21 protein-coding genes are annotated in these 26665 nt (G+C 66.1%); 8 read left to right on the top strand and 13 right to left on the bottom strand.

Annotated elements, in window-relative coordinates; all coding sequences use genetic code 11:
• Window positions 1-364: 364 nt before the first annotated feature.
• From eat to IE083_RS04690, 5 genes are all read right to left on the bottom strand, one after another.
• On the bottom strand, window positions 365-1798 hold the full coding sequence (gene eat / locus IE083_RS04710) for an ethanolamine permease (RefSeq protein ID WP_189352474.1): 1434 nt from the start codon (window positions 1796-1798) through the stop codon (window positions 365-367).
• A gap of 157 nt (window positions 1799-1955) precedes the next feature.
• A complete protein-coding gene (locus IE083_RS04705) occupies window positions 1956-2657 on the bottom strand; it encodes a gamma-glutamyl-gamma-aminobutyrate hydrolase family protein (RefSeq protein ID WP_189352473.1) in 702 nt (233 codons plus the stop codon).
• On the bottom strand, window positions 2650-3816 hold the full coding sequence (locus IE083_RS04700; protein WP_189352472.1) for an iron-containing alcohol dehydrogenase: 1167 nt from the start codon (window positions 3814-3816) through the stop codon (window positions 2650-2652). The genes IE083_RS04705 and IE083_RS04700 overlap by 8 nt, the downstream gene beginning before the upstream one ends.
• A gap of 118 nt (window positions 3817-3934) precedes the next feature.
• On the bottom strand, window positions 3935-5320 hold the full coding sequence (locus IE083_RS04695) for an aldehyde dehydrogenase family protein (RefSeq protein WP_189352471.1): 1386 nt from the start codon (window positions 5318-5320) through the stop codon (window positions 3935-3937).
• A 1-nt stretch (window position 5321) separates the two neighbouring features.
• Window positions 5322-6689 (bottom strand): glutamine synthetase family protein, encoded by a 1368-nt coding sequence (locus IE083_RS04690; protein ID WP_189352470.1) that lies wholly within the window; start codon window positions 6687-6689, stop codon window positions 5322-5324.
• A gap of 176 nt (window positions 6690-6865) precedes the next feature.
• Between IE083_RS04690 and IE083_RS04685 the strand changes: the two genes are divergently transcribed.
• Window positions 6866-7726, top strand: coding sequence for a MurR/RpiR family transcriptional regulator (locus IE083_RS04685; protein WP_189352469.1), 861 nt, complete (start codon window positions 6866-6868; stop codon window positions 7724-7726).
• 337 nt (window positions 7727-8063) lie between these two features.
• Here IE083_RS04685 and IE083_RS04680 read toward each other — a convergent pair whose 3' ends face one another.
• The 5 genes from IE083_RS04680 to IE083_RS04660 form a co-directional block, all read right to left on the bottom strand.
• Window positions 8064-9542: an aldehyde dehydrogenase family protein gene (locus IE083_RS04680; protein ID WP_189352468.1), complete on the bottom strand. Its 1479-nt coding sequence runs from the start codon at window positions 9540-9542 to the stop codon at window positions 8064-8066.
• 47 nt (window positions 9543-9589) lie between these two features.
• Window positions 9590-9964 (bottom strand): cupin domain-containing protein, encoded by a 375-nt coding sequence (locus IE083_RS04675; RefSeq protein WP_189352467.1) that lies wholly within the window; start codon window positions 9962-9964, stop codon window positions 9590-9592.
• 64 nt (window positions 9965-10028) lie between these two features.
• Window positions 10029-11432, bottom strand: a complete 1404-nt coding sequence (locus IE083_RS04670) for an NAD(P)/FAD-dependent oxidoreductase (RefSeq protein ID WP_189352466.1) — start codon at window positions 11430-11432, stop codon at window positions 10029-10031.
• 506 nt (window positions 11433-11938) lie between these two features.
• Window positions 11939-13024 carry a polyamine ABC transporter substrate-binding protein gene (locus tag IE083_RS04665; RefSeq protein ID WP_189352465.1) on the bottom strand — a complete coding sequence of 362 codons (1086 nt, stop codon included), beginning with the start codon at window positions 13022-13024 and terminating at the stop codon, window positions 11939-11941.
• 80 nt (window positions 13025-13104) lie between these two features.
• On the bottom strand, window positions 13105-15024 hold the full coding sequence (locus tag IE083_RS04660; protein ID WP_189352464.1) for an amidohydrolase: 1920 nt from the start codon (window positions 15022-15024) through the stop codon (window positions 13105-13107).
• Between the two features lie 167 nt (window positions 15025-15191).
• Between IE083_RS04660 and IE083_RS04655 the strand changes: the two genes are divergently transcribed.
• Entirely contained in the window at window positions 15192-15884 is a 693-nt protein-coding gene (locus tag IE083_RS04655; RefSeq protein ID WP_189352463.1) for a TetR/AcrR family transcriptional regulator, read from the top strand.
• A 129-nt stretch (window positions 15885-16013) separates the two neighbouring features.
• On the opposite strand, the gene IE083_RS04650 is transcribed toward IE083_RS04655, so the two are convergent.
• Together IE083_RS04650 and aptA are read right to left on the bottom strand one after the other, a co-directional pair.
• Window positions 16014-17507 (bottom strand): CoA-acylating methylmalonate-semialdehyde dehydrogenase, encoded by a 1494-nt coding sequence (locus IE083_RS04650; RefSeq protein WP_189352462.1) that lies wholly within the window; start codon window positions 17505-17507, stop codon window positions 16014-16016.
• A gap of 68 nt (window positions 17508-17575) precedes the next feature.
• Window positions 17576-18916 carry an omega-aminotransferase AptA gene (aptA, locus tag IE083_RS04645; RefSeq protein WP_189352461.1) on the bottom strand — a complete coding sequence of 447 codons (1341 nt, stop codon included), beginning with the start codon at window positions 18914-18916 and terminating at the stop codon, window positions 17576-17578.
• 370 nt (window positions 18917-19286) lie between these two features.
• Here aptA and IE083_RS04640 point away from each other — a divergent pair, with 370 nt between their 5' ends.
• On the top strand, window positions 19287-20201 hold the full coding sequence (locus IE083_RS04640) for a LysR family transcriptional regulator (protein WP_189352460.1): 915 nt from the start codon (window positions 19287-19289) through the stop codon (window positions 20199-20201).
• 7 nt (window positions 20202-20208) lie between these two features.
• On the opposite strand, the gene IE083_RS04635 is transcribed toward IE083_RS04640, so the two are convergent.
• Entirely contained in the window at window positions 20209-21099 is an 891-nt protein-coding gene (locus IE083_RS04635; RefSeq protein ID WP_189352459.1) for a helix-turn-helix domain-containing protein, read from the bottom strand.
• A 218-nt stretch (window positions 21100-21317) separates the two neighbouring features.
• Between IE083_RS04635 and IE083_RS04630 the strand changes: the two genes are divergently transcribed.
• From IE083_RS04630 to IE083_RS04610, 5 genes are read left to right on the top strand one after another with little or no spacing between them, the layout of a single operon-like run.
• The gene (locus tag IE083_RS04630) at window positions 21318-23315 is read left to right on the top strand and encodes a TonB-dependent receptor domain-containing protein (RefSeq protein WP_189352458.1); all 1998 of its coding nucleotides are present in this window, start codon (window positions 21318-21320) and stop codon (window positions 23313-23315) included.
• A gap of 60 nt (window positions 23316-23375) precedes the next feature.
• Window positions 23376-24485, top strand: coding sequence for an ABC transporter substrate-binding protein (locus IE083_RS04625; RefSeq protein ID WP_189352457.1), 1110 nt, complete (start codon window positions 23376-23378; stop codon window positions 24483-24485).
• Window positions 24482-25546 (top strand): FecCD family ABC transporter permease, encoded by a 1065-nt coding sequence (locus tag IE083_RS04620; RefSeq protein WP_189352456.1) that lies wholly within the window; start codon window positions 24482-24484, stop codon window positions 25544-25546. Before IE083_RS04625 ends, IE083_RS04620 begins: the two co-directional genes overlap by 4 nt.
• Window positions 25543-26340 (top strand): ABC transporter ATP-binding protein, encoded by a 798-nt coding sequence (locus IE083_RS04615; protein ID WP_189352455.1) that lies wholly within the window; start codon window positions 25543-25545, stop codon window positions 26338-26340. Before IE083_RS04620 ends, IE083_RS04615 begins: the two co-directional genes overlap by 4 nt.
• Window positions 26337-26621: a DUF2218 domain-containing protein gene (locus IE083_RS04610; protein WP_189352454.1), complete on the top strand. Its 285-nt coding sequence runs from the start codon at window positions 26337-26339 to the stop codon at window positions 26619-26621. The genes IE083_RS04615 and IE083_RS04610 overlap by 4 nt, the downstream gene beginning before the upstream one ends.
• Window positions 26622-26665: the final 44 nt, after the last annotated feature.

Below are 26665 nucleotides of genomic sequence, written 5' to 3'. Positions count from 1 at the left end.
ACCTCATCTCACCCCCATCCTCCAGACCTGCCCGCCGTTGCACTTACTCCCTGAATTCGCCGAGGCTGTTTGGTTTGAACTTGGTGGCATGTAACGTACGGCAGATTATTTGGCCTCATAACCCGAAGGCCGTAGGTTCAAATCCTGCTCCCGCAACCACATAAAAACCCCTGATTCAATTGAAAAATTGGATCAGGGGTTTTGTGTTTTCTAGGTCTCTGAAACTGTCACAAACCGGCTTTGCGACATTTCCGTGCCAGATCTGCTCCGTTTCTTGCAGCTCTTTGAGTGAACGGCATTACCGATAATTTGGGAGCCTCGTCAGCAGTCTGTGTCCGTTAACACGGTATATCGTTGGCTGCATTCAATCCTTCCCCGGCAGCAGCGACAGGTTTAGTGGCAGTTCATCTTCGCAGCTCTGGCCCTCGAGCATGTCGTCCTGCGGTGCGGCATCTCGCAGATGCTTGGTGGCCAGGAAGTATATGTAGCCGGCCGCCATGGCTGCCACGAACAGTGCGAATACCAGCTGGTTCAGCCAGGCCATGGTCAGCAGCGATAGCGTGGCGATGGCTAGTGCAATGCACGGGAACAGCGGATAGACCGGGGCACGGAACGGGCGATCCAGCTTGGGCTCGGTACGGCGCAAGCGCAGCAGGCTGAGCATCGACATGATGTACATCACCAGCGCACCGAATACCGACATGGTGATGATGTTGGCTGTCAGCGTCTGGCCGCCGAGCTTGATCCATTCGTCGCTGAAGATGGCGGCGATGCCGATGATGCCGCCCAGGATGATGGCAAGGTGCGGGGTCTTGAAGCGCGGGTGCACGCGGGCAAACACGGTCGGCATGTAGCCGGCGCGCGCGAGTGCGAAGATCTGCCGCGAGTAGCCCATGATGATGCCGTGGAAGCTGGCAATCAGGCCGAACAGGCCGATCCACACCAGCATGTGCATCCAGCCGCTGTTTTCGCCGACCACGGCTTTCATCGCCTGCGGCAGCGGGTCGTTGATGTTGGCCAGCAGGCGCCAGTCGCCCACGCCGCCGGCCATGATCATCACGCCGATGGCCAGCACGGTAAGGGTGAGAATGCCGCCGATATAGGCTTTCGGGATGGTGCGGCGCGGGTCTTCCGCTTCCTCTGCCGCCATGGCGGCGCCTTCGATCGCCAGGAAGAACCAGATGGCAAACGGAATCGCCCCCAGGATACCCAGCAGCGCGGTGTGGTTCAGCTCGCTGCCGCCAGCCCAGCCGTTGGCGGTGAAGTTGGCCAGCGAGAAGCCAGGGCTGACCACGCCCATGAATACCAGCAGCTCGCCGATGGCCAGCACGGTGACGAACAACTCGAAGTTGGCCGCCAGCTGCACCCCCAGGATGTTCAATGCCATGAACACCAGGTAGGCGCCCACCGCCGCCACTTTCGGGTCCAGCCCCGGGAACTGCACCCCCAGATAGGCACCGATGGCCAGCGCGATGGCCGGTGGCGCGAACACGAACTCGATCAGCGTGGCCGCGCCGGCAATGAAGCCGCCGGTGGGGCCGAAGGCACGCCGCGCATAGGCAAACGGGCCGCCGGCGTGCGGTATCGAGGTGGTCAGCTCGGTGTAGCTGAAGATGAAGGTGGTGTACATCGCGGCGATCAGCAGCGAGGTCACCAGAAACCCCAGCGTGCCGGCGCTGGCCCAGCCGTAGCTCCAGCCGAAGTACTCACCGGAGATCACCAGTCCGACGGCGATCCCCCACAGGTGTATGGTCTTGAGGCTGGACTTCAGCTCCCGTACGACCTTCTGTTTCTGCATGATTGTCTCCTTTGTTGTGTCGTGTTTGCCGGTACGGCGGTATGCCGCCCGGCGCCGTACCGGTCGCCGCTCTGTGGCGGCGTGCCCGGTACGGGTGCTACGCTTGCGGCCAACCTTGCGCCGGTGGCGCTCCGCGATGTCGCCGGCGTGCCCGGTTTCAGCGGCCGGCGGCCAGACGTACTAGGTGGTCGAACAGCGCCTGCTGGCGCGCGTCGTCCGCGGCGGTGATTTCCGGGTGCCACTGCACCGCGGTCAGCTGCGGGTTGCCCTGCAGCTCCACCGCTTCGATCACCCCGTCCGGCGCCCACGCCACCGGCAGCAGGCCTTCGCCCAGCTGGGCTATGGCCTGGTGATGCCAGGATGCCGACTCGCTGTGCTCGCCGAGCAGCCCGGCCAGGCAGCTGCCGGCGGCCACGCGGATGGCGTGCGGCACCGGGTCGCGCGGCGGGGCGCGGTGCAGGGTGTCTTCGCCCACCACGTCCGGCAGGTGCAGGTGCAGGCTGCCGCCGAGCACGGTGTTTACCAGCTGCAGGCCGCGGCAGATCGCCAGCGTCGGCAACTTGCTGGCCAGCACCGCGCGGGTCAGCGCCAGCTCGGTGTCGTCGCGCGCCGGATTGAGGTTGTAGATGGTGGGGTGGTCGCCGCCGTCGTAGCGCGCCGGCTCGATATCGCCGCCGCCGATCAGCACCACGCCGTCCAGGCGCGACAGCCAGGCATCCACCATGTCGGCGCCGACATGCGGCAGCAGCACCGGCGCGCCGCCGGCACGCACCACCGCCTGCACGTACAGTTCCGGCGTGTGCGGGCCGTGGCCGGGGCCGGGCGGGTAGGTGGTCAGACCAATCACGGGTTTAGCCATGGACATTGCCCTCGCAGGCGGCCAGGAAGATGGCCGCATAGTCATCGGCGGATAGCGGCAGCGGGTTGCCGCCGTCGCTCGGGTCCTGCTTGGCGTCACGGCCTATCAGCGCCGCGTGCTCGCTGCTGATGCCGATCTCGGCCAGACTGTGGGCGATGCCCAGCTTGGCGCGCAGCTGCAGGATCCAGCCGAGGAAGCCGTCGAAGCTGGCATCGGCCAGGCCGATGTAGCGGGCGGCGGCCACGATGCGCTGCTCGATGGCCGGGCGGTTTTTCACCAGCACATAGGGCAGCAGGATGGCATTGGCCAGGCCGTGGTGGGTGTCGAAGTGCGCGCCGATCGGGTGCGCCAGCGCATGCACGCCGCCGAGACCCTTCTGGAAGGCAGTGGCGCCCATGATCGATGCGGCCAACATGTGCGAGCGCGCTTCCACGTTGTTGCCGTTGTCGCAGGCTGCCGGGAGCCAGTCGTGCACCAGCTTCATGCCTTCCAGCGCCACGCCCTGGGCGATCGGGTGGTAGAACGGCGAACAGAACGCTTCCAGGTTGTGCACGAAGGCGTCGATGCCGGTGGCAGCGGTAAGGTGGCGCGGCAGGCCGCAGGTGAGTTCCGGGTCGGCCAGCACCAGCTTGGGCAGCATCGACGGGTGGAAGATGATGACCTTGCGGTGGCCGTTTTCGTCGATGATCAGCGAGGCGCGGCCAACCTCGGAGCCGGTGCCGGCGGTGGTGGGCACCGCGATGGTAGGCGCCACGCCGGCCACGTTGACGCGGGTCCAGTTGTCGCCCACGTCCTCGAAGTCCCACAGCGGGCGGTCCTGGCCCACCATCAGCGCGATGGCCTTGCCCACGTCCAGTGCGCTGCCGCCGCCGACTGCGATCACACCGTCATGGCCGCCGGCCTTGTAGGCGGCCACGCCGGCATCCACGTCACGGCCCACCGGGTTGGGGCGCAGGTCGCTGAACACGTTGGCCGCAAGGCCGGCGCTGTGCAGGTAGTCCAGCAGCCGTCCGACCAGCGGCAGGCGGGCCAGGCCGGAATCGGTAACCAGCAGCGGGCGCTTGATGCCCAGCTCGGCGCACATGGCCGGCAGTTCGCTGGCGCGGCCGGCGCCGAAGCGGATGGCGGTGGGGTAGTTCCAGTTGCCTTTCAGTTGCATGTGGTTTGTCCTCTATTTTTTGCCACAGAACCCACGGAAAACACGGAAACGGCATGGTCGCGACGGACGGGCGGCATGTGCTTGCAGTTGTCTGTGCTTTCTGTGATGAACATGGTTTTCAGTCTTTCAGGTGGAAGGATTTGACGCGGGTGAGCTGGCTGTAGCCCAGTACCGATAGCGACACGCCGCGGCCGGTGTCTTTCACCCCGGTCCACGCCAGAGTCGGGTCCAGGTAGTCGCAGCGGTTCTGGAACACGGTGCCGGTCTCCAGCCGCTCGCCCAGCCGGATCGCCGCGTCGCGGTCGGCGGTCCAGATCGACGCGGAGAGGCCGTAGTGGCTGTCGTTCATCAGCCGCAGCGCCTCTTCGTCGCCGTCCACCGCCATGATGCCTATCACCGGGCCGAAGCTCTCCTCGCGCATCACCCGCATGCCGTGGTCGACGTTCACCAGCACCTGCGGCGCGAGATACGCGGTGCCCGGCGCGTCGGCGGCGAAGTGACCGGCCGGGATCAGCGCGCGCGCGCCTTGTTGCAACGCCTCGGCGATCTGATCGCGCACGAAGGCGGCGGCGCCGGCGCGCACCATGGGCCCGAGGTTGGTGTGCGGGTCCAGCGGGTTGCCGAAGCGGTAGGCCTTGGTGAGCTCGACGAAGCCGGCGACGAAGTCGTCGTAGTGGCGGTGGTGCACGTAGATGCGCTCTATGCCGCAGCAGGACTGCCCGGAGTTGAAGAAGGCGCCGTCCACCAGGTTTTCGATGGCGGCCGGCAGGTCGGCGTCGTCGCACACGTAGGCCGGGTCCTTGCCGCCCAGCTCCAGGCCGACGCCGATGAAGCGGCCGGCGGCGGCGTGCTGTACCGTGCGGCCGCCTTCCACCGAGCCGGTGAAGGCGACGAAGTCGATGCCTTCGCTGGCCACCAGCTGCAGCGTGGCGGCGTGGTCCAGGTGCAGGATCTGGAACACGCCGGCCGGCAGCCCGGCAGCCTTGAACGCTTCGTCGAACAGCTCGGCGACCAGCGGGGTCTGGCTGGAGTGCTTCAGGATTACGGTGTTGCCGGCCACCAGCGCCGGCACGATGGTGTTGATGGCGGTGAGGAAGGGGTAGTTCCACGGCGCCAGCACCAGCACGGTGCCCAGCGGCTCGCGGCGCAGGAAGCGCTCGAAACCGGCCTTGGGCGCCGGGCGCACGTCGGCCAGGCCCTGCTCGGCCAGCTCGATCATGGTGCGAGCGCGCTCTTCCAGGCCGCGCACTTCGCCCGGCGACTGGCTGATCGGGCGGCCGATCTGGCGGGTGATGGCCTCGGCGATGCGCTCGCGGCGGGCGACCAGTTCGTCCACCGCGCGGCCAACCATCAGTTTGCGTTCGGTCAGGCTGACTTGGCGCCAGCTGCGGCCGGCATGGTTGGCCGCATCCAGCGTGGCGCGCACGGTGGCGGCGTCGTGGTAGCTGCGTTGCAGCAGTTCGCTGCCGTCGACAGGGGAAATAACGGAAAAGTGCTGGCTCATGTCAGATGATCTCGAAGTAACGGTTCAATTCCCAATCGGTTACGTGGCGCTGGAACTCGCGTTCCTCCCACTCGCGGGTGGCGGCGAAGTGGTCGACGAAGTCGTCGCCCAGCCAGTCGCGCATCACCACGGACTGCTTCAGCGTCTGTGCCGCTTCCCACAGCGAGCGCGGCAGGCGGCGCTCCGGTGGAACATCCAGCAGGTAGCCGTTGCCGGTAATCGCTTCGTCCGGCTCGATCTCGTGCTCGATGCCGTGCAGGCCGGCGGCCAGCGCGCTGGCCAGCGCCAGGTAGGGGTTGCAGTCGGCGCCGGGCAACCGGTATTCCACCCGCTGCGACTTGTTGCTGCCGGGAATGGCGCGCAGCGACACGGTGCGGTTGTCGATGCCCCACAGCGCGGTGGTCGGCGCCCAGTAGCCGGGCACCAGACGGCGGAAGCTGTTGATGGTGGGTGCCGCCAGGCTGGTGATCTGCGGCATCAACAGTTGCAGGCCGCCGATGAAATGGCGCATGGTGCGGCTGATGTTGCCGGGCTGGCTGGCGTCGTGGAATATGTTGTCGCCGGCGGCGTTCTTCAGCGAGATATGGATGTGGCCGCCCTGGCCGGAGTATTCCTGATGCCACTTGGCCATGAAGCTGCAGGTGCGGCCCTGCTTCTGTGCCAGCACCTTGGCGAAGGTCTTGAACAGTGCGGCGTTGTCGGCGGCGCGCAGTGCGCCGTCCACGCCCAGTGCCGCTTCCAGCTGGCCGGGACCGGTTTCCTCGTGGAAGCCTTCCAGCGGCATGTTCATCGCTTCGCACAGCTGGATCAGGCCGTGATAGAACTCGGTGTTCACCGAATTGCGCAGCACCGAGTAGCCGAAGGCGCCGCGCCCCAGCGGCCTGATGTCCTGGTAGCTGCGGCCCAGCAGCGACTCGTTGCTTTCGTCGGCGACCAGAAATTCATATTCGATGCCGGCCATCGGGGTGACGCCCATGTTGGCCGCACGCTGCAGCACCCGGCGCAGCAGGCCGCGCGGACACAACCCTTCCAGCCGGCCCACCACCTCGCCCTGCAGCAGGATCATATTGTCTTCCAGCGGCAGCTCGCGGCAGCTTTCCGGAATCACCCGCACCTGGGCGTCGGCATAGCCGCGCTGCCAGCCGGTGAGCTTGGTGTTGTCGTACAGCTTGTCGCCCACATCCCAGCCAAACACTACGTCGCAGAAGCCGAAGCCGCCGTCCAGCGCGGACAGAAACTTGTCGCGCGACATATACTTGCCGGCCATCACGCCGTCGATATCGTACAGCCCGACCTTGATCTGCTTCAGATCACGCTGCTGGATGAGCGTGCGCAGATCGTCTGCGGTTCTTACCTTGTGCGCTTCCATGTTTTCCTCTCACTTTGCTGACGTCCGGGGCGGTTTTGTTGCCCTCTGTGCATAGTAGTAGACGTTAGAAAAACAGATTGCAAGATGAAAAATGTAATAAAAATTACGTTGCCTGCCGGCGTGCCATCGGCCAAACTGTCGACAAGTACCGCCAATGCTGGAAAAGAGGACTGCCAATGGGACAAAACCGCTCTGTTGCAGAATTGTTGCGCTCGGAAATGGACAAGCTGACGCCCACCGAACGCAAGATCGCGCGCGTGCTGCTGGCCAACTACCCGGTGGCCGGGCTGGAGACCATTGCCCAGCTGGCGGCGCGGGTGGAAGTGAGCGGGCCGACGGTGTTGCGGCTGGTGGGCAAGCTGGGTTTCGACAGCTACACCGCGTTCCAGGCCGCATTGCGCAGCGAGCTGGAGGCGCGGCTGCAGTCGCCGCTGGTGCGGCGCGAGGCCGCCAGCGAGGCGGCGGGCACCGATTTCCTCGCCACCTTCGTGCGCCGCCAGACCGAGCTGATGCAGCAGACTGCGGCCAACGTCAGCCCATCGGAATTCGACGGCGCCGTCGCGCTGCTGGCCGACCCCAAGCGCCGTATCTGGCTGCTGGGCGGGCGGCTGACCGAGCCGCTGGCGGCGTATCTGGCGCATCACCTGAAGGTGGTGCGCTCGCAGGTGACGCTGCTGCGGGCGCTGCCGGCCAGCTGGGCCGATCATCTGGTGGACATGGACAAGCACGACGTGCTGGTGGTGTTCGATATCCGCCGCTATTGGCAGGACGCGCAGCGCGTGGCGGAAATGGCGGCGCAGCGCAAGGTGCAGGTGGTGCTGTTCACCGACCAGTGGCTGTCGCCGGTGTCGCGCTGCGCCAAATACACCCTGGCTGCCCATACCGCCGGCCCGGCCGGCTGGGATGCCAATACGCCGCTGTTGATGCTGATCGATGCGCTGATCGCCGCGGTGAATACGCGGCACTGGGGCGATATTCACGACCGGCTGCAGGAGCTGGAGCAGATGCGGGCGGCGCTGGGCGAGGGTGGGGCGTAGCCATAGCGCGCCCGGATCTGTAGCCTGATCTCGAAGCCAGGGGGCGCACACGGCTTCTCCCGGTTACGCCTTCAGGGCCCGTTAATACTTGTTTTATCGCACAAGTATTAACCTAAACCCCGCAGTTCTTGCCACGAAAAAACACGAAAATTCAAATGGTTGCCGTCTGGAGCCGGCACACCCGTCAGGTGCATCGCTCGCGTCTGCTATCACGTTGATTTCTTTCGTGTTCTTTCGTGGCTAATGGAGGTTTTTAGGATTAACAGGCCCGAATCCGGTGCCGCCGGTGTTGCCAGCCTGCGTAATGATTAAGTTCAGCGCTGGCAGGCCCCGGCTCTTACTGATACCAGCCGACCGTGCCCGGCTGCAGGTTGATGTTGATCTGCTTGATCTGCTGGTATTCCTGCAGGCCGTTGACGCCCAGGTCGCGGCCGTAGCCGCTCATCTTGTAGCCGCCCCACGGCGCCTCGTTGAACGTCGGGTTGTAGCAGTTGATCCAGGTGACGCCGGCGCGGATTTCCCGGACCACGCGCAGCGCGCGGGCGCCGTCTGTAGTGAACACGCCGCCGGCCAGGCCGTAGGGCGTGTCGTTGGCCATGGCGATCGCCTCGGCCTCGGTGCGGAAGGTCTGCACCGCGAGCACCGGGCCGAAGACCTCCTCGCGGACGATGTCCATGTCGCGGTGGCAGCCGTCGAAGATGGTTGGCCGCACGAAGTAGCCCTTGCCGCACTCGCCCTCGGTGTAGCGCTCGCCGCCGCATACCAGCCGCGCGCCCTGCGCCTTGGCGCGCGCGATGTGGCCGAGGATCTTGCCCAGCTGCGCCGCGGAGACGATGGCGCCCATGTCCGGGTCGGCGAGACCGTTGCCGATGGTCATCGCGTTGGCGCGCTCGGCCAGCCGCGCGACGAAGCGGTCCTTGATGCTCTCCTCGATCAGCAGGCGCGAGCCGGCCGAGCACACTTCGCCCTGGTTGAAGAACACGCCTATCATCGCCCACTCCACCGCGCCTTCGAGGTCGGCGTCGGCGAAGACGATGTTGGGCGACTTGCCGCCCAGCTCCAGGCCAACCTTCTTCAGGTTGCCGACGGCGGCGCTGGCGATCGCCTGCCCGGTGCGGGTGCTGCCGGTGAAGGTGATCATGTCCACGTCGTGGCTTTGCGCCAGCTCGTAGCCGGCGTCCGGGCCGTTGCCCAGCACCAGGTTGGCAGTGCCGGGCGGCAGGCCGACCGCGTCGAAGATCTCGAACAGCGCGACGGCCGACAGCGGCGTCAGCTCGCTGGGCTTGAACACCACGCAGTTGCCGGCCGCCAGCGCCGGCGCGAGCTTCCAGGTCGCCATCAGCAGCGGGTAGTTCCACGGCGTGATCAGCGCGCAGACGCCGATCGGCTCGTGCATCGCGTAGGCGTGCATCGGACCGAAGCCGTCGCCGACCTCGTACACCCCGCCCTGCGGCTTGGTGATCAGCCCGGCGTAGTAGCGGAAGCAGGCGACGGCGTCGTCCACGTCGCAGCGCGCCTCGCGCAGCGGCTTGCCGTTGTCCAGCGTGTCGAGCCGCGCCAGCTCGTCGGCGCGTGCCTCGATGGCGGCGGCGACGCGCAGCAGCAGGTCGGCGCGTTTCGGGCCGGCCATGCGCTGCCAGTCGCCCCGCTCGTAGAACGCGGCCCTGGCGGCGGCGATCGCCGCCCGCGTGTCTTCCTGTTTGCTGTCGGTGACGATGCCGATCAGCTCGCCATTGGCGGGGTTGATGACCTCGCGCGTCGTGCCGCCCAGCGCCGCCTGCCAGTGGCCGTCGATGTAGTTGTGCTTGATGTCCATGTTTTGCTCCTGTGGTGGTGTGCTGCGGCCAAGCTTGTGATGGCGCGCTATGCGGCGCCGTCGGCGTCGAGGATGACGTAGACCTTGCGCAGCGTCTCGGTGACGGTCCAGGTGGTGGCGGTGCCGGCGCGCAGGCGGCCGACGCTGCCGGCGTGCAGCTGCAATGATGGCGTGCCGTCGGCAAAGGTGACCGTGGCGGCGCCGGAAAGCACGATGAAGAACTCGTCGGCCTCCACGTCGGTGCTGACCGAGGGCGTCAGCTCCCAGACGCCGAGGCAGCAGTCGCCGAGCCGGCCCAGCTCGGCGGTGCCGACGCGGGGCGCGCCCGTCACGATTTTCTCCGGCGGCAGCGGCTGGTAGTCGAGTGCCAGTTGGCTGGCCGCCACGCAGTGGTTGGCCAGCAGGGCGAAGGGATGGTTCATGTATGAGGTCCTGGTTATGTGGACGGGCCAGGTTGGCCGCATGCGCGGATGCGGCCAACCTGGCTCAGGAATCGAAGCCCAGCCCCAGCGCGTCCAGCGTGCGCAGCAGCAGGTTGCGCTTGCCGTGGTTGTGGTCGGCGCGGTTCAGCGCCCAGCGCGTGGACTGCACCGCCAGCCAGGCCAAGGGCTCGGGCGGGAACGGCGGCGGCGTCTCGCGCACCATGCGCAAGCGGGTGCGCTCGGTATCCAGGCCTTCGAGCCTGTCCAGCAGCACGTTGCCGGCAAAGCGGGTGGCGCCGACGCCCAGTCCGGTGAAGCCGGCGGCGTAGGCGACGCGGCCGCCGTGCGCCGTGCCGAAGAAGGCGCAGAAGCGGGTCGAGGTGTCGATGGCGCCGCCCCAGCGGTGGCTGAAGCGCAGCCCTTCCAGCTGCGGGAAGGTGGTGAAGAAGTGGCCGGCCAGCCGTGCGAACGATGCCGGCCGGTCGTCGTATTCGCCGCGTACCTTGCCGCCGAAGTTATAGACGGCGTCGTAGCCGCCGAACAGGATGCGGTTGTCGCGCGTGATGCGGTAGTAGTGGAACTGGTTGCCCATGTCGGCGATGCCCTGCCGGTTGCGCCAGCCGACGGACGCCAGCTGCGCCGCGCTCAGGGGCTCGGTCATCAGCACGTAGTCGTAGACCGGGATGGTGTGCCAGCGGTAGCGCTTGAGCAGCGACGGGAAGGCATTGGTCGCCAGCACCACCCGCGCGGCGCGGACGCTGCCGTGCGCGGTGGCGAGGCGCACGCCGTCGGCGCCGGGCTGCAGCGCGGTCACCGCCGAGTGCTCGCAGATGCGCACGCCCAGCCCGACCGCGATGCGCGCCAGTTCCAGCGCCAGCTTGCCCGGGTGCAGCATCGCGCAGCCGGCGCGGTCCCAGTGCCCGGCGAGGAAGGTGGGCGAGTCCACCTCGGCGCGGATCGCCGCGGCGGACAGGCAGCCGTCGCCGTGCAGCTGGGCCACCTGGTACGGCTCGACGGCCACGGTCAGCACGCCGCTGCGCTCGAAGTCGCAGTCGATGGCGTAACGCGCGATCGTCGCCGCGATCTCGTCCAGGTTCTGCATGCCCAGCGCATCCAGCCGCTCGCATTCCTCCGGCCAGCGCGAACGGCCGTTGTCCTCGCCGTGGGTGATGCTGGCCTCGCAGAAGCCGCCGTTGCGGCCGGACGCCGCCCAGCCGACGCGCCGCCCCTCCAGCAGCAGCACGCTGCGGGACGGGTCGCGCTCCTTGGCGAGGATCGCGGTCCACAGCCCCAGGAAGCCGCCGCCGACGATGGCGAGGTCGGCGACCGTGTGTTCGCGCAGTGGCGGATACTCGACGCGCCGCGTAGCGACGTCGTCCATCCAGAACGGCTGGTTGATGCTGCCGGCCAAAGCCGTCTGGATTACGCCCGGAGCGGTGGTGTGGCGTTCGAACACGGTTTGCGACATGGCTGCTATCCCTGATGGGTGGTTCGGTTGCGGATACGGGACTTGCGGATGGCAAGGTTGGCCGCATGGATAAATCATGCGGCAGCTGGAGCCTGTTCACGCTCTGCTGCGACGCACTCCGACGGGGCGGCATGATGTTGAAAACGGCTGCGGAATGCTAGGGCCTGTTAACACTTGTTTTGTCGCAGCGCAGGCTGGAGAAGCCTTCAAATGCAAGGCGGAGGGTGCCGCGCCTGGTTATTCCAAGTGCAAACCCGACAACGCAGCAGTTGATGGCTTATCCAGCCTGCCCTTCGGGGCCGGTTTTGCCCGGCGCATCGCTTTGTCAAACGGCCCTGGCAGGGAATAACCCTGCGGCGGGCCGTTTTTCGCGCGCTGCATCCGGGCAAAACTGGCCGCTGCGATAAAACAAGTGTTAACAGGCCCTAATCCACTATTTGCAGACTCCGCTTCCCCGGCCATTTCGCCTTGTCCTGCGTGAGCGTGCGAGATCGTGAGCAATGTGCTTAGCGGCCGGTGCGGAAGCGCTGCCACAGCCGGGTGTAGCCCTGCATCGTGGCCGGTTTCAGTGTTCTGGCGACAAAGCTGTTCTTCAGGTCATCACTGCCGGGGAACACGGTACGGTCGGTCACCAGCTCCGGTTTCATGAAGGCACGCGCTGCCGGCACCCCCGGCGGGTAACTCACCGCATTGGCGTTCCTGGCCGCCGTTTGCGGCTCCAGCATGGCGTTGATGAAGGCGTGTGCCTCGGCCACGTTGGCCGCATCTTTCGGGATTGCCAGTACATCCAGCCACACTTCCAGCCCGTTTTTCGGCAGCAGTACGCGCACGTTCACACCGTTGCGGCTTTCCTGCGCACGGCGGCGCGCCATGTTGAGATCGCCGGAAAAGCCCATTGCCACGCACAGGCTGCCGCCGGCCAGCTCGTTGATATAGCTGGAGGACGAGAACAGCGTGTAGTACGGCCGCAGCTTCTGCAGCGCCGGCATGATGGCCTGATAGTCGGCCAGGTTTTCGCTGTTCGGGTCCTTGCCGTAATAGTGCAGTGCGGCACTGAAGAATTCGCTGGGTGAATCGAATACGCTGACACCGCAGCCCTTGAGCCTGGACACCACCTCTGGCTTGAACACCATATCCCACGGGTTGTCCGGCAGCTTGCCGCCCAGTGCCTTCTGCACCTTGTCCACGTTGATGCCCAGGGTGTTGATGCCCCAGAAGTACGGCACGCCGTAGCGGTTGCCCGGGTCGAAGCCGTCCATCAGCTTGAGCAGCGCCGGGTCCAGGTGTTTCCAGTTCGGAATGCGGCTGCGGTCCAGCGGCAGGAACATGCCGGCCTTGATGCCGGTGCCCAGGGTGTTGTGGGTGGGCACTACCAGGTCATAGCCGGTATTGCCGGTAAGCAGCTTGCCTTTCAGCGTTTCGTTGCTGTCGTACACGTCGTAGCGCACCTTGATGCCGGTGGCTTTCTGGAATGCCGGTATCGTGTCCGGTGCGATGTAATCCGACCAGTTGTAGATGTTGAGTCTGCCACCGGCCTGCGCCAGTGGTAGCAGTACGGCGCAGCCCAGCGCCGCCAGCCATGTCTTGTTCATGTTGTTGCTCCTGTAGCGGACACCCCGCCGCCGGGGCGGGGCCCTGGTCGGGAAGAAAAACAGTGCGGCAAACTCGCGCCCTAGCGGCGGCGGTATACCGGCTGGCCCCGGAATACGGTCAGCTCGACCCGGGTATCGGCGATGCGCTGCGGCTTGCCGGCCTGCACCAGCTGGTACAGGTTGCGATCCAGCACGATGAAGTCGGCCGACTTGCCGCTTTCGATGGAGCCGGTGATGCCGCCCTGCCGCACCGCCCGCGCGCCGTTGATGGTGTAGGCGGCCAGGATTTCGTCCAGCGAGGTGTGCTGTGCGGCGTTGTAGTAGGGCTTGCCGTCGGCCACACGGGTAAGCGCGGCGGCGATATTGGTGAACGGCCGCGGGTCGCGGCTATCTACTGGCGCATCGCTGCCGGCAGCCAGTACCGCACCGGCACGGCGGCTGCTTTCCACCGGGTATACCGCGCTGGTGGCATAACCTTTGGGGGCATACACCATGGCAGCCAGGTCCTGCCCCTTGCGGCCAGCCTGCAGGAACGGCGTCACCAGCATGTCGTAGGTCAGCTGCGGGTTCATCCACGCATAGGTGAAAGTAAGGTAGACACCCAGTTCGCCGAGGCGCTGCTGGTCGTCCGGGTGCACCATCTGCAGGTGGGCGATGGTGTGCGGGATGCCGCTGTTGCCGTTGCGCTGCCGCGCTGCCTGCAAGGCGTCCAGCGCCCAGCGCGTGCTGCGGTCGCCAATGCTGTGCAGGTGGATGCCGAAGCCGGCCTTGTCCAGCGCGGTGGCGTAGTCCAGCAGTGCGTCATGCTTGAAATTCACCGTGCCGTTCTGGCCGCTGTCCTGGCTGTCGGCGGTGACCTTGCCCTGGTCGCGGGCGGCGTCGTAGTGGATGTGTGGCAGCTGGAAGTTGTGCAGCATGCCGGCATTGGGCAGGAAGGGCGGTTCGGTGAACGGGTCGCCTTCCAGCGTGCCATCCACAAACACTTTCACTGTGTCGGCCTTGATCAGCGGGTTGGCCGCAAGCTGCGCGCGTACCGCCTCGGCCTTGGCCAGATGGACGGGAATGTCCAGCTTGCCGCCGTAGTCGTCCTGATGGAAGCAGGTGGCGGCGGTAACGCGCATGTGCAGCAGGCCGCGCTGCTGCATGCCCAGATAGCGCTGACGCACGAAGTCGCTGGCGCAGGCATCCTGGATGCCGGTAATGCCGCTGCTGGCCAGCAGCCGTGATACTCGCGGCAGGATGGCGTCGTACAGCGCCGCAGCCTTGTCGCTGCTGGCCGACAGCAGGCCGGTATCCGGTACCGGAACCGCCTCGCGCGCGCCTTCGCGGATCACCCCGGTATTAAGGTCGACATACGGTGCCTGGCTGGCCAGTGCGCCGTCCTTGCCCAGCGTGGCGGCGTTGTAGCCCACGGTATTGCCGTCCTTGTCGCGGGCCAGCGCCAGCGCGCGGCTGTTGTAGGCGGCGGCATGGCCATCCACCCCCATCAGTGCCACCGGCCGGTCCGGTGCGGCGACATCCAGCGCCGCGCGCACGGTCTTGAAGCGCTTGGTCGGGGTATTGCCGTCATATGGCGACCACTGGTTCACCACCAGCCAGTCGCCAGGCTGCGGCGCGTATTTCGGCACACAGCCGCGCACCTTATTCGCCAACTGGTCCAGGTTCACCGGCTTGCCGTCCAGGTCGCACATGTCCAGCGGCACCGTGCCCAGCGCGTGGATGTGGTTATCGTGCAGCCCCGGCAGCACCATGCGCCCGTGCAGGTCCACCACGGCATAACCCTGCTGCCGCAGGCCGGACAGCTCGGCATTGTTGCCGACACGGCCGAACTTGCCATCCTGCTCCACCACGAAAGCCTGCACCACGCTACGGCGGGCATCCTGGGTATACACCTTGCCGTTCAGGTATACCGTGCCGGCAGCCTGACTGGCGCTGGCGGCCAACGCCAATGTGCCTGCCAGCAGCAGTAGCTGCGGCTGCCGGATATTGCTGTGTGCCATAGTTGTCTCCTTTGTTTTATTGCAGTTTTTACTGCAAATTATGGGCAGACCTTAGCACAGTTCATTTGAAGTAATTCAGTAATTACTGCAAATGTGATCAAATACTGTCGTTGCCATACCACAGCGCTGCCACTACAGTGGCGGCGAGCATTACATAGCCGGACACCATGACCGATAGAACCCTCCCTACCGATTTCAGCATGCGGCGCACCCCGCGCCAGCAACGCAGCCAGGATGCCATGCGCAAGATCGAACAGGCCACGCTGGCCCTGCTGGCCGAGCACGGCTACCCGGCGCTGAACACCAATGCCATCGCCGCCCGCGCTGGTGTGGGCATCAAATCGCTGTATCACCTGTTTCCCAACAAGGAAGCCATCATCTGCCGGCTGGCCAGCGGCTGGCTGGAGGCGGTGAACCAGGCAAAAGAGGAGTTGCGGCAGCAGGATCTGCCGCTGCCGGCACTGCTGGATGCGGTGGATGCGGCGCTGGATGCGCTGGATGAGCAGTTTGGCGGCTATGGGCCGCTATGGCAGGTGATGGATCTGGTGCCGGCGCTGGCCGAGCTGGAAGCCCGGCACGAGGCACGGCAGGTGGCGTACTGGAGCGAGCGGCTGCAGTACTACGGCTGCCGTTGGCCGCAGGCTGAACTGGCGGCGCTGGCGCTGTACTTTTACCGCATGAGCGATACCGGCAAGCAGTACGCCAAGGAAAGCGGCGCTGCCGGTCACGGGTTGTGGCAGCTGCACCGGCAATGGCTGCTGTGGCTGCTGCAACGGGCGATCGCCGAGCCCGACCCGGTGCGGGTGTGGCCGGACGGCCAGCCTCCAATGTATTGCATCGTGCCGACTTCCCGGTCGTAACCGGGCGGCCGCAGCCAGAGCGCTCCTGGCTTGCACGGCTACCGGGCCGCTCTTTATGGCCGTCTGGCGATTTGGCATCCGGGTGATTGGTGCTTGTTCCGCCCATCGCGGAACAAGCGTCAACAAACCCTACAAGCTCGGGAAAGCGAACTGCGATGCCTCGTGGCTGGCGCGTTGCGGCCAACGTTGGGTGATGGCCTTGCGACGGGTGTAGAAGCGCACGCCGTCCGGGCCGTAGGCGTGCAGGTCGCCGAACAGCGAACGCTTCCAGCCGCCGAAGCTGTGGTAGGCCACCGGCACAGGCAGCGGCACGTTGATGCCGACCATGCCGACTTCGATCTCGTCGGCGAACAGGCGTGCGGACTCGCCGTCGCGGGTGAAGATGCAGGTGCCGTTGCCGTATTCGTGGGCGTTGATCAGCGCGATGGCATCTTCCAGGCTGTTCACGCGCACCACGCACAGCACCGGGCCGAAGATTTCTTCCTGGTAGATGCGCATGGCCGGGGTGACGCGGTCGAACAGGGTGCCGCCAAGGAAGTAGCCGTTATCAAAGCCGGCCACGCTGTAGCCGCGGCCATCGACCACCAGTTCGGCGCCTGCCGCCACGCCGTCGGCGATGTAGCCCACCACCTTGTCGCGGGCGGCGGCGGTGACCAGCGGGCCCATGTCCAGGCCGCAGTTGGTGCCGGCACCGATCTTCAGTGCCTTGATCTGCGGGGTGAGCCTGGCGATCAGCGCGTCGGCTACCTGGTCGCCGACGCACACCGCGACCGAGATCGCCATGCAGCGCTCGCCGCAGGAGCCGTAGGCGGCGCCCATCAGCGCGTTCACCGCATTGTCCAGGTCGGCGTCCGGCATCAGCACGGCGTGGTTCTTGGCGCCGCCCAGCGCCTGCACGCGCTTGCCGCGGCGGGTACCCTCGGCGTAGATGTATTCGGCGATCGGGGTGGAGCCGACAAAGCTCAGCGCCTTCACTTCCGGTGCCGCGATCAGCGCATCCACCGCTTCCTTGTCGCCGTGCACCACGTTCAGCACGCCCTTGGGCAGGCCGGCTTCCTGCAGCAGCTGGGCAATCAGCAGCGTGGAGCTGGGGTCGCGCTCAGACGGCTTGAGGATGAAGGCGTTGCCGCAGGCGATGGCCAGCGGGTACATCCACAGCGGCACCATGGCCGGGAAGTTGAACGGCGTGATGCCGGCCACCACGCCCAGCGGCTGGAAGTCGCTCCAGGCGTCGATGTTGGGGCCGACGTTGCGGTTGTATTCGCCCTTGAGCAGTTCCGGCACGCCGCAGGCGTACTCGATGTTCTCGATGCCGCGCTGCAGCTCGCCGGTGGCGTCCTCGACGGTCTTGCCGTGCTCCTGGCTGATCAGCTGGACGATGCGTTCCTTGTTCTGCTCCAAGAGCTGCTTGAAGCGGAACATCACCTGTGCACGCTTGGCAGGCGGAGTGTTGCGCCAGGCGGGAAAGGCAGCCTTGGCGGCGGCGATGGCCTGTTGCACGGTGGCGACGTCGGCCAGGGCAACCCGGGCGATGGCCTCGCCGGTGGACGGGTTGAAAACCGGGGCGTGACGGCTGCCGCCGGCACTGAGTTCGCCGTTGATCAGGTGGTTTACGGTGGTCATGGTGTGTTCTCTATCGATGCAATCAGGTAAAGGTTGGCCGCACGCACCGGGCGTGCGGCGGGTGTCGGTCAGGCGAGCCGGTTCAGCACGTCGCCGACGGCGTCGAACAGCGTGTCCAGCTGCTGCGCAGTGGTGTCGAAGGTCGGTCCGAACTGCAGCGTGTCGCCGCCGAAGCGCACGTAGAAGCCGGCCTGCCACAGTCTGATGCCGGCCTCGTACGGGCGGATGGCGGCGTCGCCGTCGCGGGCGGCCAACTGCAGGGCGCCGGCCAGGCCGCAGTTGCGGATGTCCACCACGTGCTTGCTGCCGCGCAGGGCATGCAGCTTTTCTTCGAACACCGGCGCCAGCGCGGCGGACTGCTCGATCAGCTGGTCGCGCTGCAGCAGCTCCAGCGTGGCGAGGCCGGCGGCGCAGGCCACCGGGTGGCCGGAGTAGGTGTAGCCGTGGGTGAACTCGATCATGTGCTCGGGCGTGCCCTGCTGCATGAAGGTGTTGTAGATCTCGCTGGAGGCGATCACCGCGCCCAGCGGAATGGCGCCGTTGGTCACCTGCTTGGCGGTATTGATGATGTCCGGGGTGACGCCGAAGTAGTCGGCACCGGTCCACTTGCCCATGCGGCCGAAGGCGGTGATCACCTCGTCGAAAATCAGCAGGATGCCGTGCTGGCTGCAGATCTCGCGCAGGCGCTGCAGGTAGCCCTGCGGCGGCACGATCACGCCGGCGGAACCGGACATCGGCTCCACGATCACCGCGGCGATGTTGGAGGCGTCGTGCAGCTCGATCAGCTTCAGCAGCTCGTTGGCCAGCTCCACCCCGCCGGTCTCGGCCATGCCCTTGGTGAACGCCAGCCCTGGCTGCAGGGTGTGCGGCAGGTGGTCGGCATCCATCAGCTGGCCGTACATCTTGCGGTTGCCGCCGATGCCGCCCAGTGCGGTGCCGGCGATGTTGACGCCGTGGTAGCCGCGGGCGCGGCCGATGAAGCGGGTCTTGCTCGGCTGGCCCTTCAGGCGCCAGTAGGCCTTGGCCATCTTCACTGCGGTATCGGCGCATTCGGAGCCGGAGCCGGTGAACAGTACGCGGTTGAGGCCGTCCGGCATCAGGCCGGCGATCCTGTCGGCCAGGCGGAAGGCCAGCGGGTGGCCGTACTGGAAGCCCGGCGCATAGTCCAGGGTACCCAGCTGGCGGGCTACCGCTTCCTGGATTTCCGGACGGTTGTGGCCGGCGCCGCAGGTCCACAGGCCGGACAGGCTGTCGAAGATGCGGCGACCCTTGTCGTCGATGAAGTAGTTGCCGTCGGCGCCCACGATGATGCGCGGATCACGCTTGAACGCGCGGTTGGCCGAAAACGGCATCCACTGGGCATCGAGATTCAGATCGCTGACGGCAAATTGGTCGTTGCAGTTGTTCATGACGTGGCCCCTGTGAGCGCTGTGTTGATGATTGAGCCTGTTCATGGTCTTTTTACGGCTGCGGCCGTTTTCTGCCGGATGCAGCGCCAGGAGAGCGCCCCGCCGCAGTGTCATTCACTGCCAGGGGCGATCGACACCGCGATGCGCCGGCAGAAACCGGCCCCGTAGGGCTAGCACGGCAAATGGCCATCTGCGTTGTTGGTCGGCTTGGCCTTAGAACGACTAAGGCCGGCGCCGTCCGCCTAGCATCTGACCATTTGCCGTGCCAGCGCAGCCGCCAAAAGATCATGAACAGGCTCATAGCTTGCACCAGGATTAAATGTGAGTTAAATCACATCTTTCTCACGTTAAGTTGAGTGTTTGTTAAACCATGAGCAAGAAGACATCCCTGGGCCAGGTCAGCGATTTCGATATCCGCCTGCTGCGCCTGTTCAAGACCGTGGCCGAGTGTGGCGGCTTCTCGGCGGCGGAGAGCGTGCTCGGCATCAGCCGCTCCGCCATCAGCCTGCACATGGGCGATCTGGAAAAGCGTCTTGGCATCCGCCTGTGCCAGCGTGGGCGCGCCGGTTTTGCGCTGACCGACGAAGGGCGCGAGGTGCTGCACGCCAGCCAGAGCCTGCTGGCGGCCATCGAAGGCTTCCGCAGCCAGGTGAACCAACTGCACCAGCAGCTGCGTGGCGAGCTGAACATCGGCATCGTCAACAGCCTGGTGACGCAGTCGCGCATGCGCATCACCCAGTCGCTGCGCGTGCTGAGCGAACAGGGGCCGGGGGTGCGCATCAATATCGGCATGATGACGCCCAGCGACATCGAGCTGAAAGTGCTGGACGGCCAGCTGCACGTCGGCGTGGTGCCGCTGGTCAGCCCGCTGGCCGGGCTGGATTACATCCCGCTGTACGAGGAGGACTCGCTGCTGTACTGCAGCCAGGGCCACCCGCTGTTCTGGCGCGCCGATGCCGATATCGGCGATGCCGACATCGCCGCCGCGCCGGCGGTGATACCGGGCTTTCGCCTGCCGCCGGAGGCGCAGCAGAGCCAGCAGGCGCTGGACGGCTGCGCGACTGCTTCCGATCGCGAGGGCATCGCCTTCCTGATCCTCACCGGTCGCTACATCGGCTACCTGCCGGACCACTTTGCCGCCAGCTGGGTGGCGCAGGGCAAGCTGCGCGCCATCCGCCCGCAGCAGCTGCACTACCAGGTGCCGCTGACGGTGGTGACGCGCAAGGGGCGACGGCCCAATCTGGTGCTGGAGACGTTCCTGACAGCCCTGGCTGCCGCCGGGTGATATCGGGCTACCGGCGCAGGCTGCGCGGGCAGACGCCGTACTGGCGCCGGAAGGCGGTGGCAAAGTTGGCCGGACTGCCGTAGCTGGCCTGCAGGGCGGCTTCGGTCACGCTGGCTCCCTGCAGCAGCAGCTGGTGTGCGCGCGCCAGGCGCTGCTGGCGCAGGTAATCAAAAATGCTGCAGCCGTGCAGGGTCCGGAATTGCCGTTGCAGGGTCGTAGGGTTGCTGCCCATTTCCCGTGCCATGTCCGCCAGCGACCAGCTATCGGCACTGCCGCTGTCCAGCAGTTGTCGCAGGCGTTCCGCGCGCCGGTGTTCTGCCGGCTTGAGCCCGGGGTTGCCGTTGCTTCTTTGCAGCTGTCCCAGTGCCTCCATCAATAATTCTACGGAATGGCACTCCTGGAACAGCCGCTGCAGATGCGGCGGGCGCTGTGCCGGGTGCAGCAGCTGCCCGGCAAGACGGCCCAGCGCGGTAGTGACTTGCAACGGGCGTACTGCCAGATGTTGCCGGCACAAGTCCAGCGTAGTGCTGGCATCGCCAAGATTGCTGAAGCCGCCTTCTTCAAACCATTGCTGGTTGACGGCAATGACTACCTGGCGCTGCTGCATCGGTTGTGGGATGTCCCGCTGCAGTTGTTCGGTTTCGGCAATGGACAGCAGTACGCCTTGCGGCTGGCGGCTGGCATCCAGTGACAGGCGCTGCCTGCCAACATGTGCTTCCAGCTTTCCTTCCAGCATCAGGATCAGGCGCAGGCCGGGCTCGGCACTGCTGCGGGTATGTATGGCCTGCAGGATGTCGATCTGGGTGCAGTGCAGCGACAGGCCGGTGCGCAGGGTTTCGCTGACAAAGCGGCCCCGTATTCTGGTGGCCGGCGTTATGGGTTCGCAGGAGTTCATCATGTCGGGTTTTGGTGCGTGTTCAGCGCGGGCTGCTGCTTTGCTGTGCCCGGTGTGCATGCGGGGGAGTCCTGTCGGATGTCCTTGGTGCAAAGCTTTTGTTTTGGCGAGCAAAGGACGGGGCTGAAAAAATATGGAAAAATTATATTTGAGAATGATTATTGATAACAAGCCGGTTTGCTTCATTGTGCCGGCATTCTTTTGCACAGGATAGGCTTTTCATGACCCATATTCTTCCCCCTCCGTTCCGGCTGCCGCTGCTCGGTGCCATGTTGCTTGTCGGCTGGAGCCATGCCGCCCTTGCCGAAGATGGCGTTGGCCGGTTGCCCAATGTCGTGGTGAGCGCCAAAACGCCGACGCTGGACAAGACCATCCGCCAGGACGAGCTGGCCGACAGCCAGGCGCGCGACCTGGGCGATATCTACCGCAAGGACAGCGAGATCAGCGTCGGCGGCGGCGGCAATGCGATCGCGCAGAAGGTGTACATCCGCGGCATGGAAGAGTCGATGCTGAACCTCAGCGTCGACGGTGCGCAGATCAACGGCAAGGTTTATCACCACCAGAGCGCGCTGGTGATCGACCCGCAGCTGCTGAAGACGGTGGAAGTGGAGAAGGGCACCGCTGCGGCCAGTGCCGGTCCGGGGGCGCTGGGCGGTGCCATCCGGCTGGAGACCATTGATGCGCGTGACATGCTGCGCGATGGCCGCGATTTTGCCATGTCGCTGACCGGCGGCTGGTCCAGCAACAAGGGCTGGCGCAGCATGGCCACCGTGGCCGGGCAGCTGGACGAGCGTTTCGACGGCCTGGTGTCGGGCAGCCTGCTGGAGACACAGAACTACAAGAGCGGTGACGGCCAGCTGGTGGCCAACTCGGCGACCGAGCAGCAGAACCTGCTGGCCAAGTTCGGCTTTGCATTGTCGCCGGAGCATCGCATCAGCGCCTCCTACCAGCACAGCAACGACGAGGGCATCCGCAACGCGCGCGCCAACATGATGCCGGAGTTCGCCCATCCGCAGCTGCCCAACGACCCGATTCCGCAGCGCCTGGCGCGCGACACCGCCACGCTGCGCTACCAGGGCGGCAAGCTGGGCGTGGTCGACAAGATCGACGCCACCGTCTACCGGTCGGTGGTGGAGTCGGAACGCACCAACAAGGTTGGCCGCAACTACGGCGAGGAGATCACCACCACCGGCATGGATGTCGGCCTGCGCAGCTACCTTGGCGCGCATGTGCTGAAATACGGCCTCAACTGGCGCGAGGAAGACACCGCGGCGCGCAATATCCGCAACCCCTACGGCCTGACCGGCACCGGGAAGGAGAGCCTGGGTGTGATGGGCGGCTATGTCGAGAGCCTGCTCGATTTCGATCCGGTCACCGTGTCGGCCGGCGTGCGCTTCGACGACTACGAGTACACCGACAACCACCAGCAGACCTACAACAGCAGCGGCTTCAGCCCCAGTGCCGGCATCAGCTGGCAGTTGCTGGACAGCCTGAAGCTGACCGCCGGCCACTCGCGCGCGCTGCGCGGGGTCAGCCCGAAAGAGGCGTTCATGCTGGATATCGCGCGCTGGAAGAACGCCCGCGACATCGATCCGGAAAAGGCCAGCAACAGCGAGCTGGGCTTCCGTTTCGAGCAGGGCGGCTTCAGCCTGTCGGGCAATGTTTACCGGCAGGACATCAAGAACTTCATCACCTCGATGACCTGCGCCGGGGTGCCGGCCGGCTGCCGCGACAACGCGGGCGACGCGCGCATCAAGGGCTACGAGCTGGGCGCCGAGTACCGCAGCGGTGCGCTGACCACCGGGCTGTCGGTCGCGCACAGCAAGCCGCGCCTGAACGACAAGCCGTTCCACGATGGCGACCTGGGGCTGGGCTCCAGCAGCGGACGCACCTGGGTGCTGCACGCCAGCTATGACCTGCCGGCCTACAACATGGATCTGGGTTGGAGCGGCCGCTTTGTCGAGTCGCTGGCCTATCGCCCGGTCGGTGCTGCCGAGGGTGTCAGCCGTACCAAGCAGGGCTACGGCATCCACGACATCTACATCAACTGGCGGCCGCTGCACAAGGACACGCTGACCCTCAACCTGGCAGTGAAAAACCTGCTGAACAAGCACTACTACGATCACACTACCTACGCCTACCAGGCCTACCAGCAGCGCGTGCTGGGCTACCCGGAGGCCGGTCGTGACGTGCGCGTGCAGGCGACCTACCGCTTCTGATTCTTGATCTGACCGAACTTGTGCCCCGGCCTGTGCCGGGGCCCGGCTATTGGAGCTGCAATGAACTATCTGAAAGGGATCGGCCTGGCACTGGGCCTGCTGTTTTCCACGGTGACGCTGGCGGCCAGCGTCACCGATCTGGCCGGTCGCCAGGTGACCCTGCCGGCCAAGGTTGGCCGCATCATTCTTGGCGAGGGGCGCATGCTGACCTCTCTCGCCATCCTGGAGAAACAGCAATTGCCGCAGCGGGTGGTGGGCATGCTCGGCGATTTCGAGCAGCTGGACCCGGCCGGCTACGCGCAGTACCGCCAGCGCTTTCCGGCGCTGGCAAAGGTGGTGCGCCTGGGCAAGACCAGCGCCGCCACCTTCAGTGTGGAGCAGGCCATCGCGCTGAAGCCGGACCTCGCGATTTTCAGCCTTGGCGGCCACGGTCCCGATGTTAACGACCATGCCACGCTGAAGCGCTTGCAGAATGCCGGCATCACCGTGATCTATGTCGACTTTACCCGCGATCCGCTGCTGCACACGGTGCGCAGCATCGAGGTGCTGGGGCAGGCGCTGGACCGCAAGCAGGAGGCGGCCGAGTTCATCGCCTTCTACCGGGCCGAAATGGACAAGGTGCGCCAGCGCCTGAAACTGACGCGCCGCCAGCCGACGGTATTTCTGGAAAGCCGTGTCGGGCTGAGCCGCGAATGCTGCGAAACCATCACCCACGGCATGATCGGCCGGCTGCTGGACGCCGCCGGCGGACACAATATTGCCGGCGAGCTGGTGCCGGGCATACATGGCACCGTCAACCTGGAGTTCCTGCTCAAGACACAGCCAGAAGTCTATATCGGCACCGCCATCGGCAATCCGGCCAGCGTGGCCGGCGGCGTGCCCACCATCGCGCTGGGCAGCGGCATTGACGCCGCCACCGCCCGTGCCAGCCTGCGCAAGGTGCTGAACCGCCCCGGCTTTCCACAACTGAAGGCGGTAGCCGGCAAGCGTGCCTTCGCCATCTGGCACCACTACAACTACTCCGCCCAGAACATCATCGGCCTGCAGGCGATGGCCAAGTGGCTGTACCCACAGGAAATGGCCGACCTGCAGCCGGAGGACACCCTCAGGCGCTTCTACCAGCGCTTCCAGCCGGTTGCGCTCAACGGCACTTACTGGACGCAACTATGAGTACGACCCTTGCTCTGGATGCGCCGCTGTCGCTGGCGCAACGCTACCACCGGGCCAACCTGCGCCGCGCCGCCGTGCTGCTGTTGCTGGGGGCCGCGCTGGGCCTGAGCCTGCTGTGGGACATCGCTACCGGCCCGTCCGGCCTGCCGCTGCAAGACATCGTGCAGGGCTTGCTGGCTCCGGACTCGCTGGAGGTCGCCGACCGGGTGATCCTGTTCGACGTGCGCCTGCCGTACACCTGCATGGCGCTGGTCGTCGGCGCCGCGCTGGGCCTTGCCGGTGCGCAGATGCAGACGGTGCTGAACAACCCGCTGGCCAGCCCGTTCACGCTGGGGCTGGCGGCAGCGGCCACGCTGGGCGCCGCCATGGCCATCGTGTTCGTGCCGGCGCTGCCGTGGCTGCCGGCCGAGCTGCTGATACCGGCGTGTGCCTTTCTGGCGGCGCTGCTGTCCACCGCGCTGATCCTGTTGCTGCTGCGCTGGCACGGCGGCGGCAGCCACTCGCTGGTGCTGTTCGGCATCGCCCTGATGTTTGCGCTGGAGGCGCTGGTGTCGCTGATGCACTTTCTGGCCGACAGCAATGCGCTGGAGCAGATCGTGTTCTGGAGCATGGGCAGCCTGGGGCGGGCGGACTGGCACAACGTGCTACTGGTGGCGGTGACCCTGCTGCTGTGCTTTTGCCTGGCGATGCGTCGTGCCTGGGCGCTGACCCTGCTGCGCAGCGGCGAGGCGCAGGCGGAAAGCCTGGGCGTGGACGTGGCGCGCGTGCGCCGTGCCTGCCTGGTGGAAGTCAGCCTGCTGACCGCGGTGGCGCTGTGCTTTGTCGGCACCATCGGTTTTGTCGGCCTGGTCGGGCCGCACATCGCCCGCCTGCTGGTGGGAGAGCAGCATCGCTACTTCCTGCCGGCTAGCACGCTGTGCGGCGCGCTGATGCTGTCGCTGGCCTCCATTGCCAGCAAGTCGCTGATCCCGGGGCTGATTGTGCCCATCGGCATCGTTACCGCGCTGGTCGGGGTGCCGGCCTTCATGCTGCTGATTCTGGGACGGAGGGCCGCCGCATGAGCCTGCAGATCACCTCGCTCACCGTGCAGCGCCAGCGGCGCCGCATCGTCGAGGATGTCAGCCTGGCCGCACCGTTGGCCGCAGGCAGCCTCACCGCGCTGGTCGGCCCCAACGGCGCCGGCAAATCCACCCTGATCCACGCGCTGGCCGGCCTGCTGCCGTCCGGCGGCCAGCTGCTGCTGGACGGCGCCTCGCTGCCTGCGCTGCCGCTGCGCCAGCGCAGCCGGCAGGTGGCGCTGCTGCCGCAAAGCCTGCCGCAGAGCGTGGGGCTGTCGCCTTACGAACTGTTGCTGGGCGGGCTGCTGGCCAATGGTGTCGGCCGGCGCGAGGCGGAGGCGCGCATCGACGCCGTGCTGCGCCGGCTGGGGCTGCTGGATCTGGCCATGCAGCGGCTGGACACCCTGTCCGGCGGCCAGCGCCAGATGGTGGCGCTGGCGCAGGTACTGGCACGCCAGCCGCGGCTGCTGCTACTGGACGAGCCGACCAGCGCGCTGGACCTGCGCTGGCAGCTGGCGGTGCTGGGTGCGGTCGGCGAGGACGTGCGCCAGCGCGGCGCGATCGGCGTCATCGCGCTGCACGACCTCAACCTTGCACTGCGCGCCTGCGACCGGGTGCTGGTGCTGGCCGGCGGCCGCCTGCAGGCGGACGGCGCACCGGACGCGGTGCTGGATGCGGCATTGCTGCGGCGGGTGTATGGCATCGCCGCCCGTATCGAACCCTGCTCGCAAGGGCGTCCGCAGCTGATCGTCGATCAGTTGCTCCCCGAATCCCATCCGGAGGCATTACCGTCATGATTCACTACCACGCATTGGTGGCCACACCGCACGCCGGCACCTACCTGTTCAAGCTGTGCAAGCACTTTGCCCGCAAGGTGCCGGTGGAATTCGACGCGCAGCGCGGGCAAGTCTGTTTCCCTTACGGCAGCTGTGTGCTGGAAAGCGGCGCGGACGGGCTGCGTCTGCGCAGCAGCGGCGACAGCCTGGCGCAGGTGCAACAGGTGATGGCTGTGCTGGACAGCCACCTGGCGCTGATGACGCGGCAGGCGCCGCTGCAGATCGTGTGGCAGCCGGACTGAGGCCGAGGCTGTCGCTGCACGCAAAACGCCCGCCGGGGTCAACT

The sequence above is a fragment of the Vogesella fluminis genome (assembly GCF_014652335.1).
GTDB lineage: Bacteria > Pseudomonadota > Gammaproteobacteria > Burkholderiales > Chromobacteriaceae > Vogesella > Vogesella fluminis.
The sequence above is the reverse complement of the archived record's forward strand: the minus strand, read 5'-3'. Positions and strand labels throughout refer to the sequence as shown.

Coding starts and splice junctions, on each gene's coding strand:
- IE083_RS04680 (WP_189352468.1), bottom strand. CDS start 9,542: ATGGACATCAAGCACAACTACATCGACGGCCACTGGCAGGCGGCGCTG.
- IE083_RS04665 (WP_189352465.1), bottom strand. CDS start 13,024: ATGAACAAGACATGGCTGGCGGCGCTGGGCTGCGCCGTACTGCTACCA.
- IE083_RS04630 (WP_189352458.1), top strand. CDS start 21,318: ATGACCCATATTCTTCCCCCTCCGTTCCGGCTGCCGCTGCTCGGTGCC.
- IE083_RS04690 (WP_189352470.1), bottom strand. CDS start 6,689: ATGGAAGCGCACAAGGTAAGAACCGCAGACGATCTGCGCACGCTCATC.
- IE083_RS04635 (WP_189352459.1), bottom strand. CDS start 21,099: ATGATGAACTCCTGCGAACCCATAACGCCGGCCACCAGAATACGGGGC.
- IE083_RS04695 (WP_189352471.1), bottom strand. CDS start 5,320: ATGAGCCAGCACTTTTCCGTTATTTCCCCTGTCGACGGCAGCGAACTG.
- IE083_RS04675 (WP_189352467.1), bottom strand. CDS start 9,964: ATGAACCATCCCTTCGCCCTGCTGGCCAACCACTGCGTGGCGGCCAGC.
- IE083_RS04615 (WP_189352455.1), top strand. CDS start 25,543: ATGAGCCTGCAGATCACCTCGCTCACCGTGCAGCGCCAGCGGCGCCGC.
- IE083_RS04640 (WP_189352460.1), top strand. CDS start 19,287: ATGAGCAAGAAGACATCCCTGGGCCAGGTCAGCGATTTCGATATCCGC.
- IE083_RS04700 (WP_189352472.1), bottom strand. CDS start 3,816: ATGCAACTGAAAGGCAACTGGAACTACCCCACCGCCATCCGCTTCGGC.
- IE083_RS04670 (WP_189352466.1), bottom strand. CDS start 11,432: ATGTCGCAAACCGTGTTCGAACGCCACACCACCGCTCCGGGCGTAATC.
- IE083_RS04660 (WP_189352464.1), bottom strand. CDS start 15,024: ATGGCACACAGCAATATCCGGCAGCCGCAGCTACTGCTGCTGGCAGGC.
- IE083_RS04685 (WP_189352469.1), top strand. CDS start 6,866: ATGGGACAAAACCGCTCTGTTGCAGAATTGTTGCGCTCGGAAATGGAC.
- IE083_RS04650 (WP_189352462.1), bottom strand. CDS start 17,507: ATGACCACCGTAAACCACCTGATCAACGGCGAACTCAGTGCCGGCGGC.
- IE083_RS04705 (WP_189352473.1), bottom strand. CDS start 2,657: ATGGCTAAACCCGTGATTGGTCTGACCACCTACCCGCCCGGCCCCGGC.
- IE083_RS04625 (WP_189352457.1), top strand. CDS start 23,376: ATGAACTATCTGAAAGGGATCGGCCTGGCACTGGGCCTGCTGTTTTCC.
- aptA (WP_189352461.1), bottom strand. CDS start 18,916: ATGAACAACTGCAACGACCAATTTGCCGTCAGCGATCTGAATCTCGAT.
- IE083_RS04620 (WP_189352456.1), top strand. CDS start 24,482: ATGAGTACGACCCTTGCTCTGGATGCGCCGCTGTCGCTGGCGCAACGC.
- eat (WP_189352474.1), bottom strand. CDS start 1,798: ATGCAGAAACAGAAGGTCGTACGGGAGCTGAAGTCCAGCCTCAAGACC.
- IE083_RS04655 (WP_189352463.1), top strand. CDS start 15,192: ATGACCGATAGAACCCTCCCTACCGATTTCAGCATGCGGCGCACCCCG.
- IE083_RS04610 (WP_189352454.1), top strand. CDS start 26,337: ATGATTCACTACCACGCATTGGTGGCCACACCGCACGCCGGCACCTAC.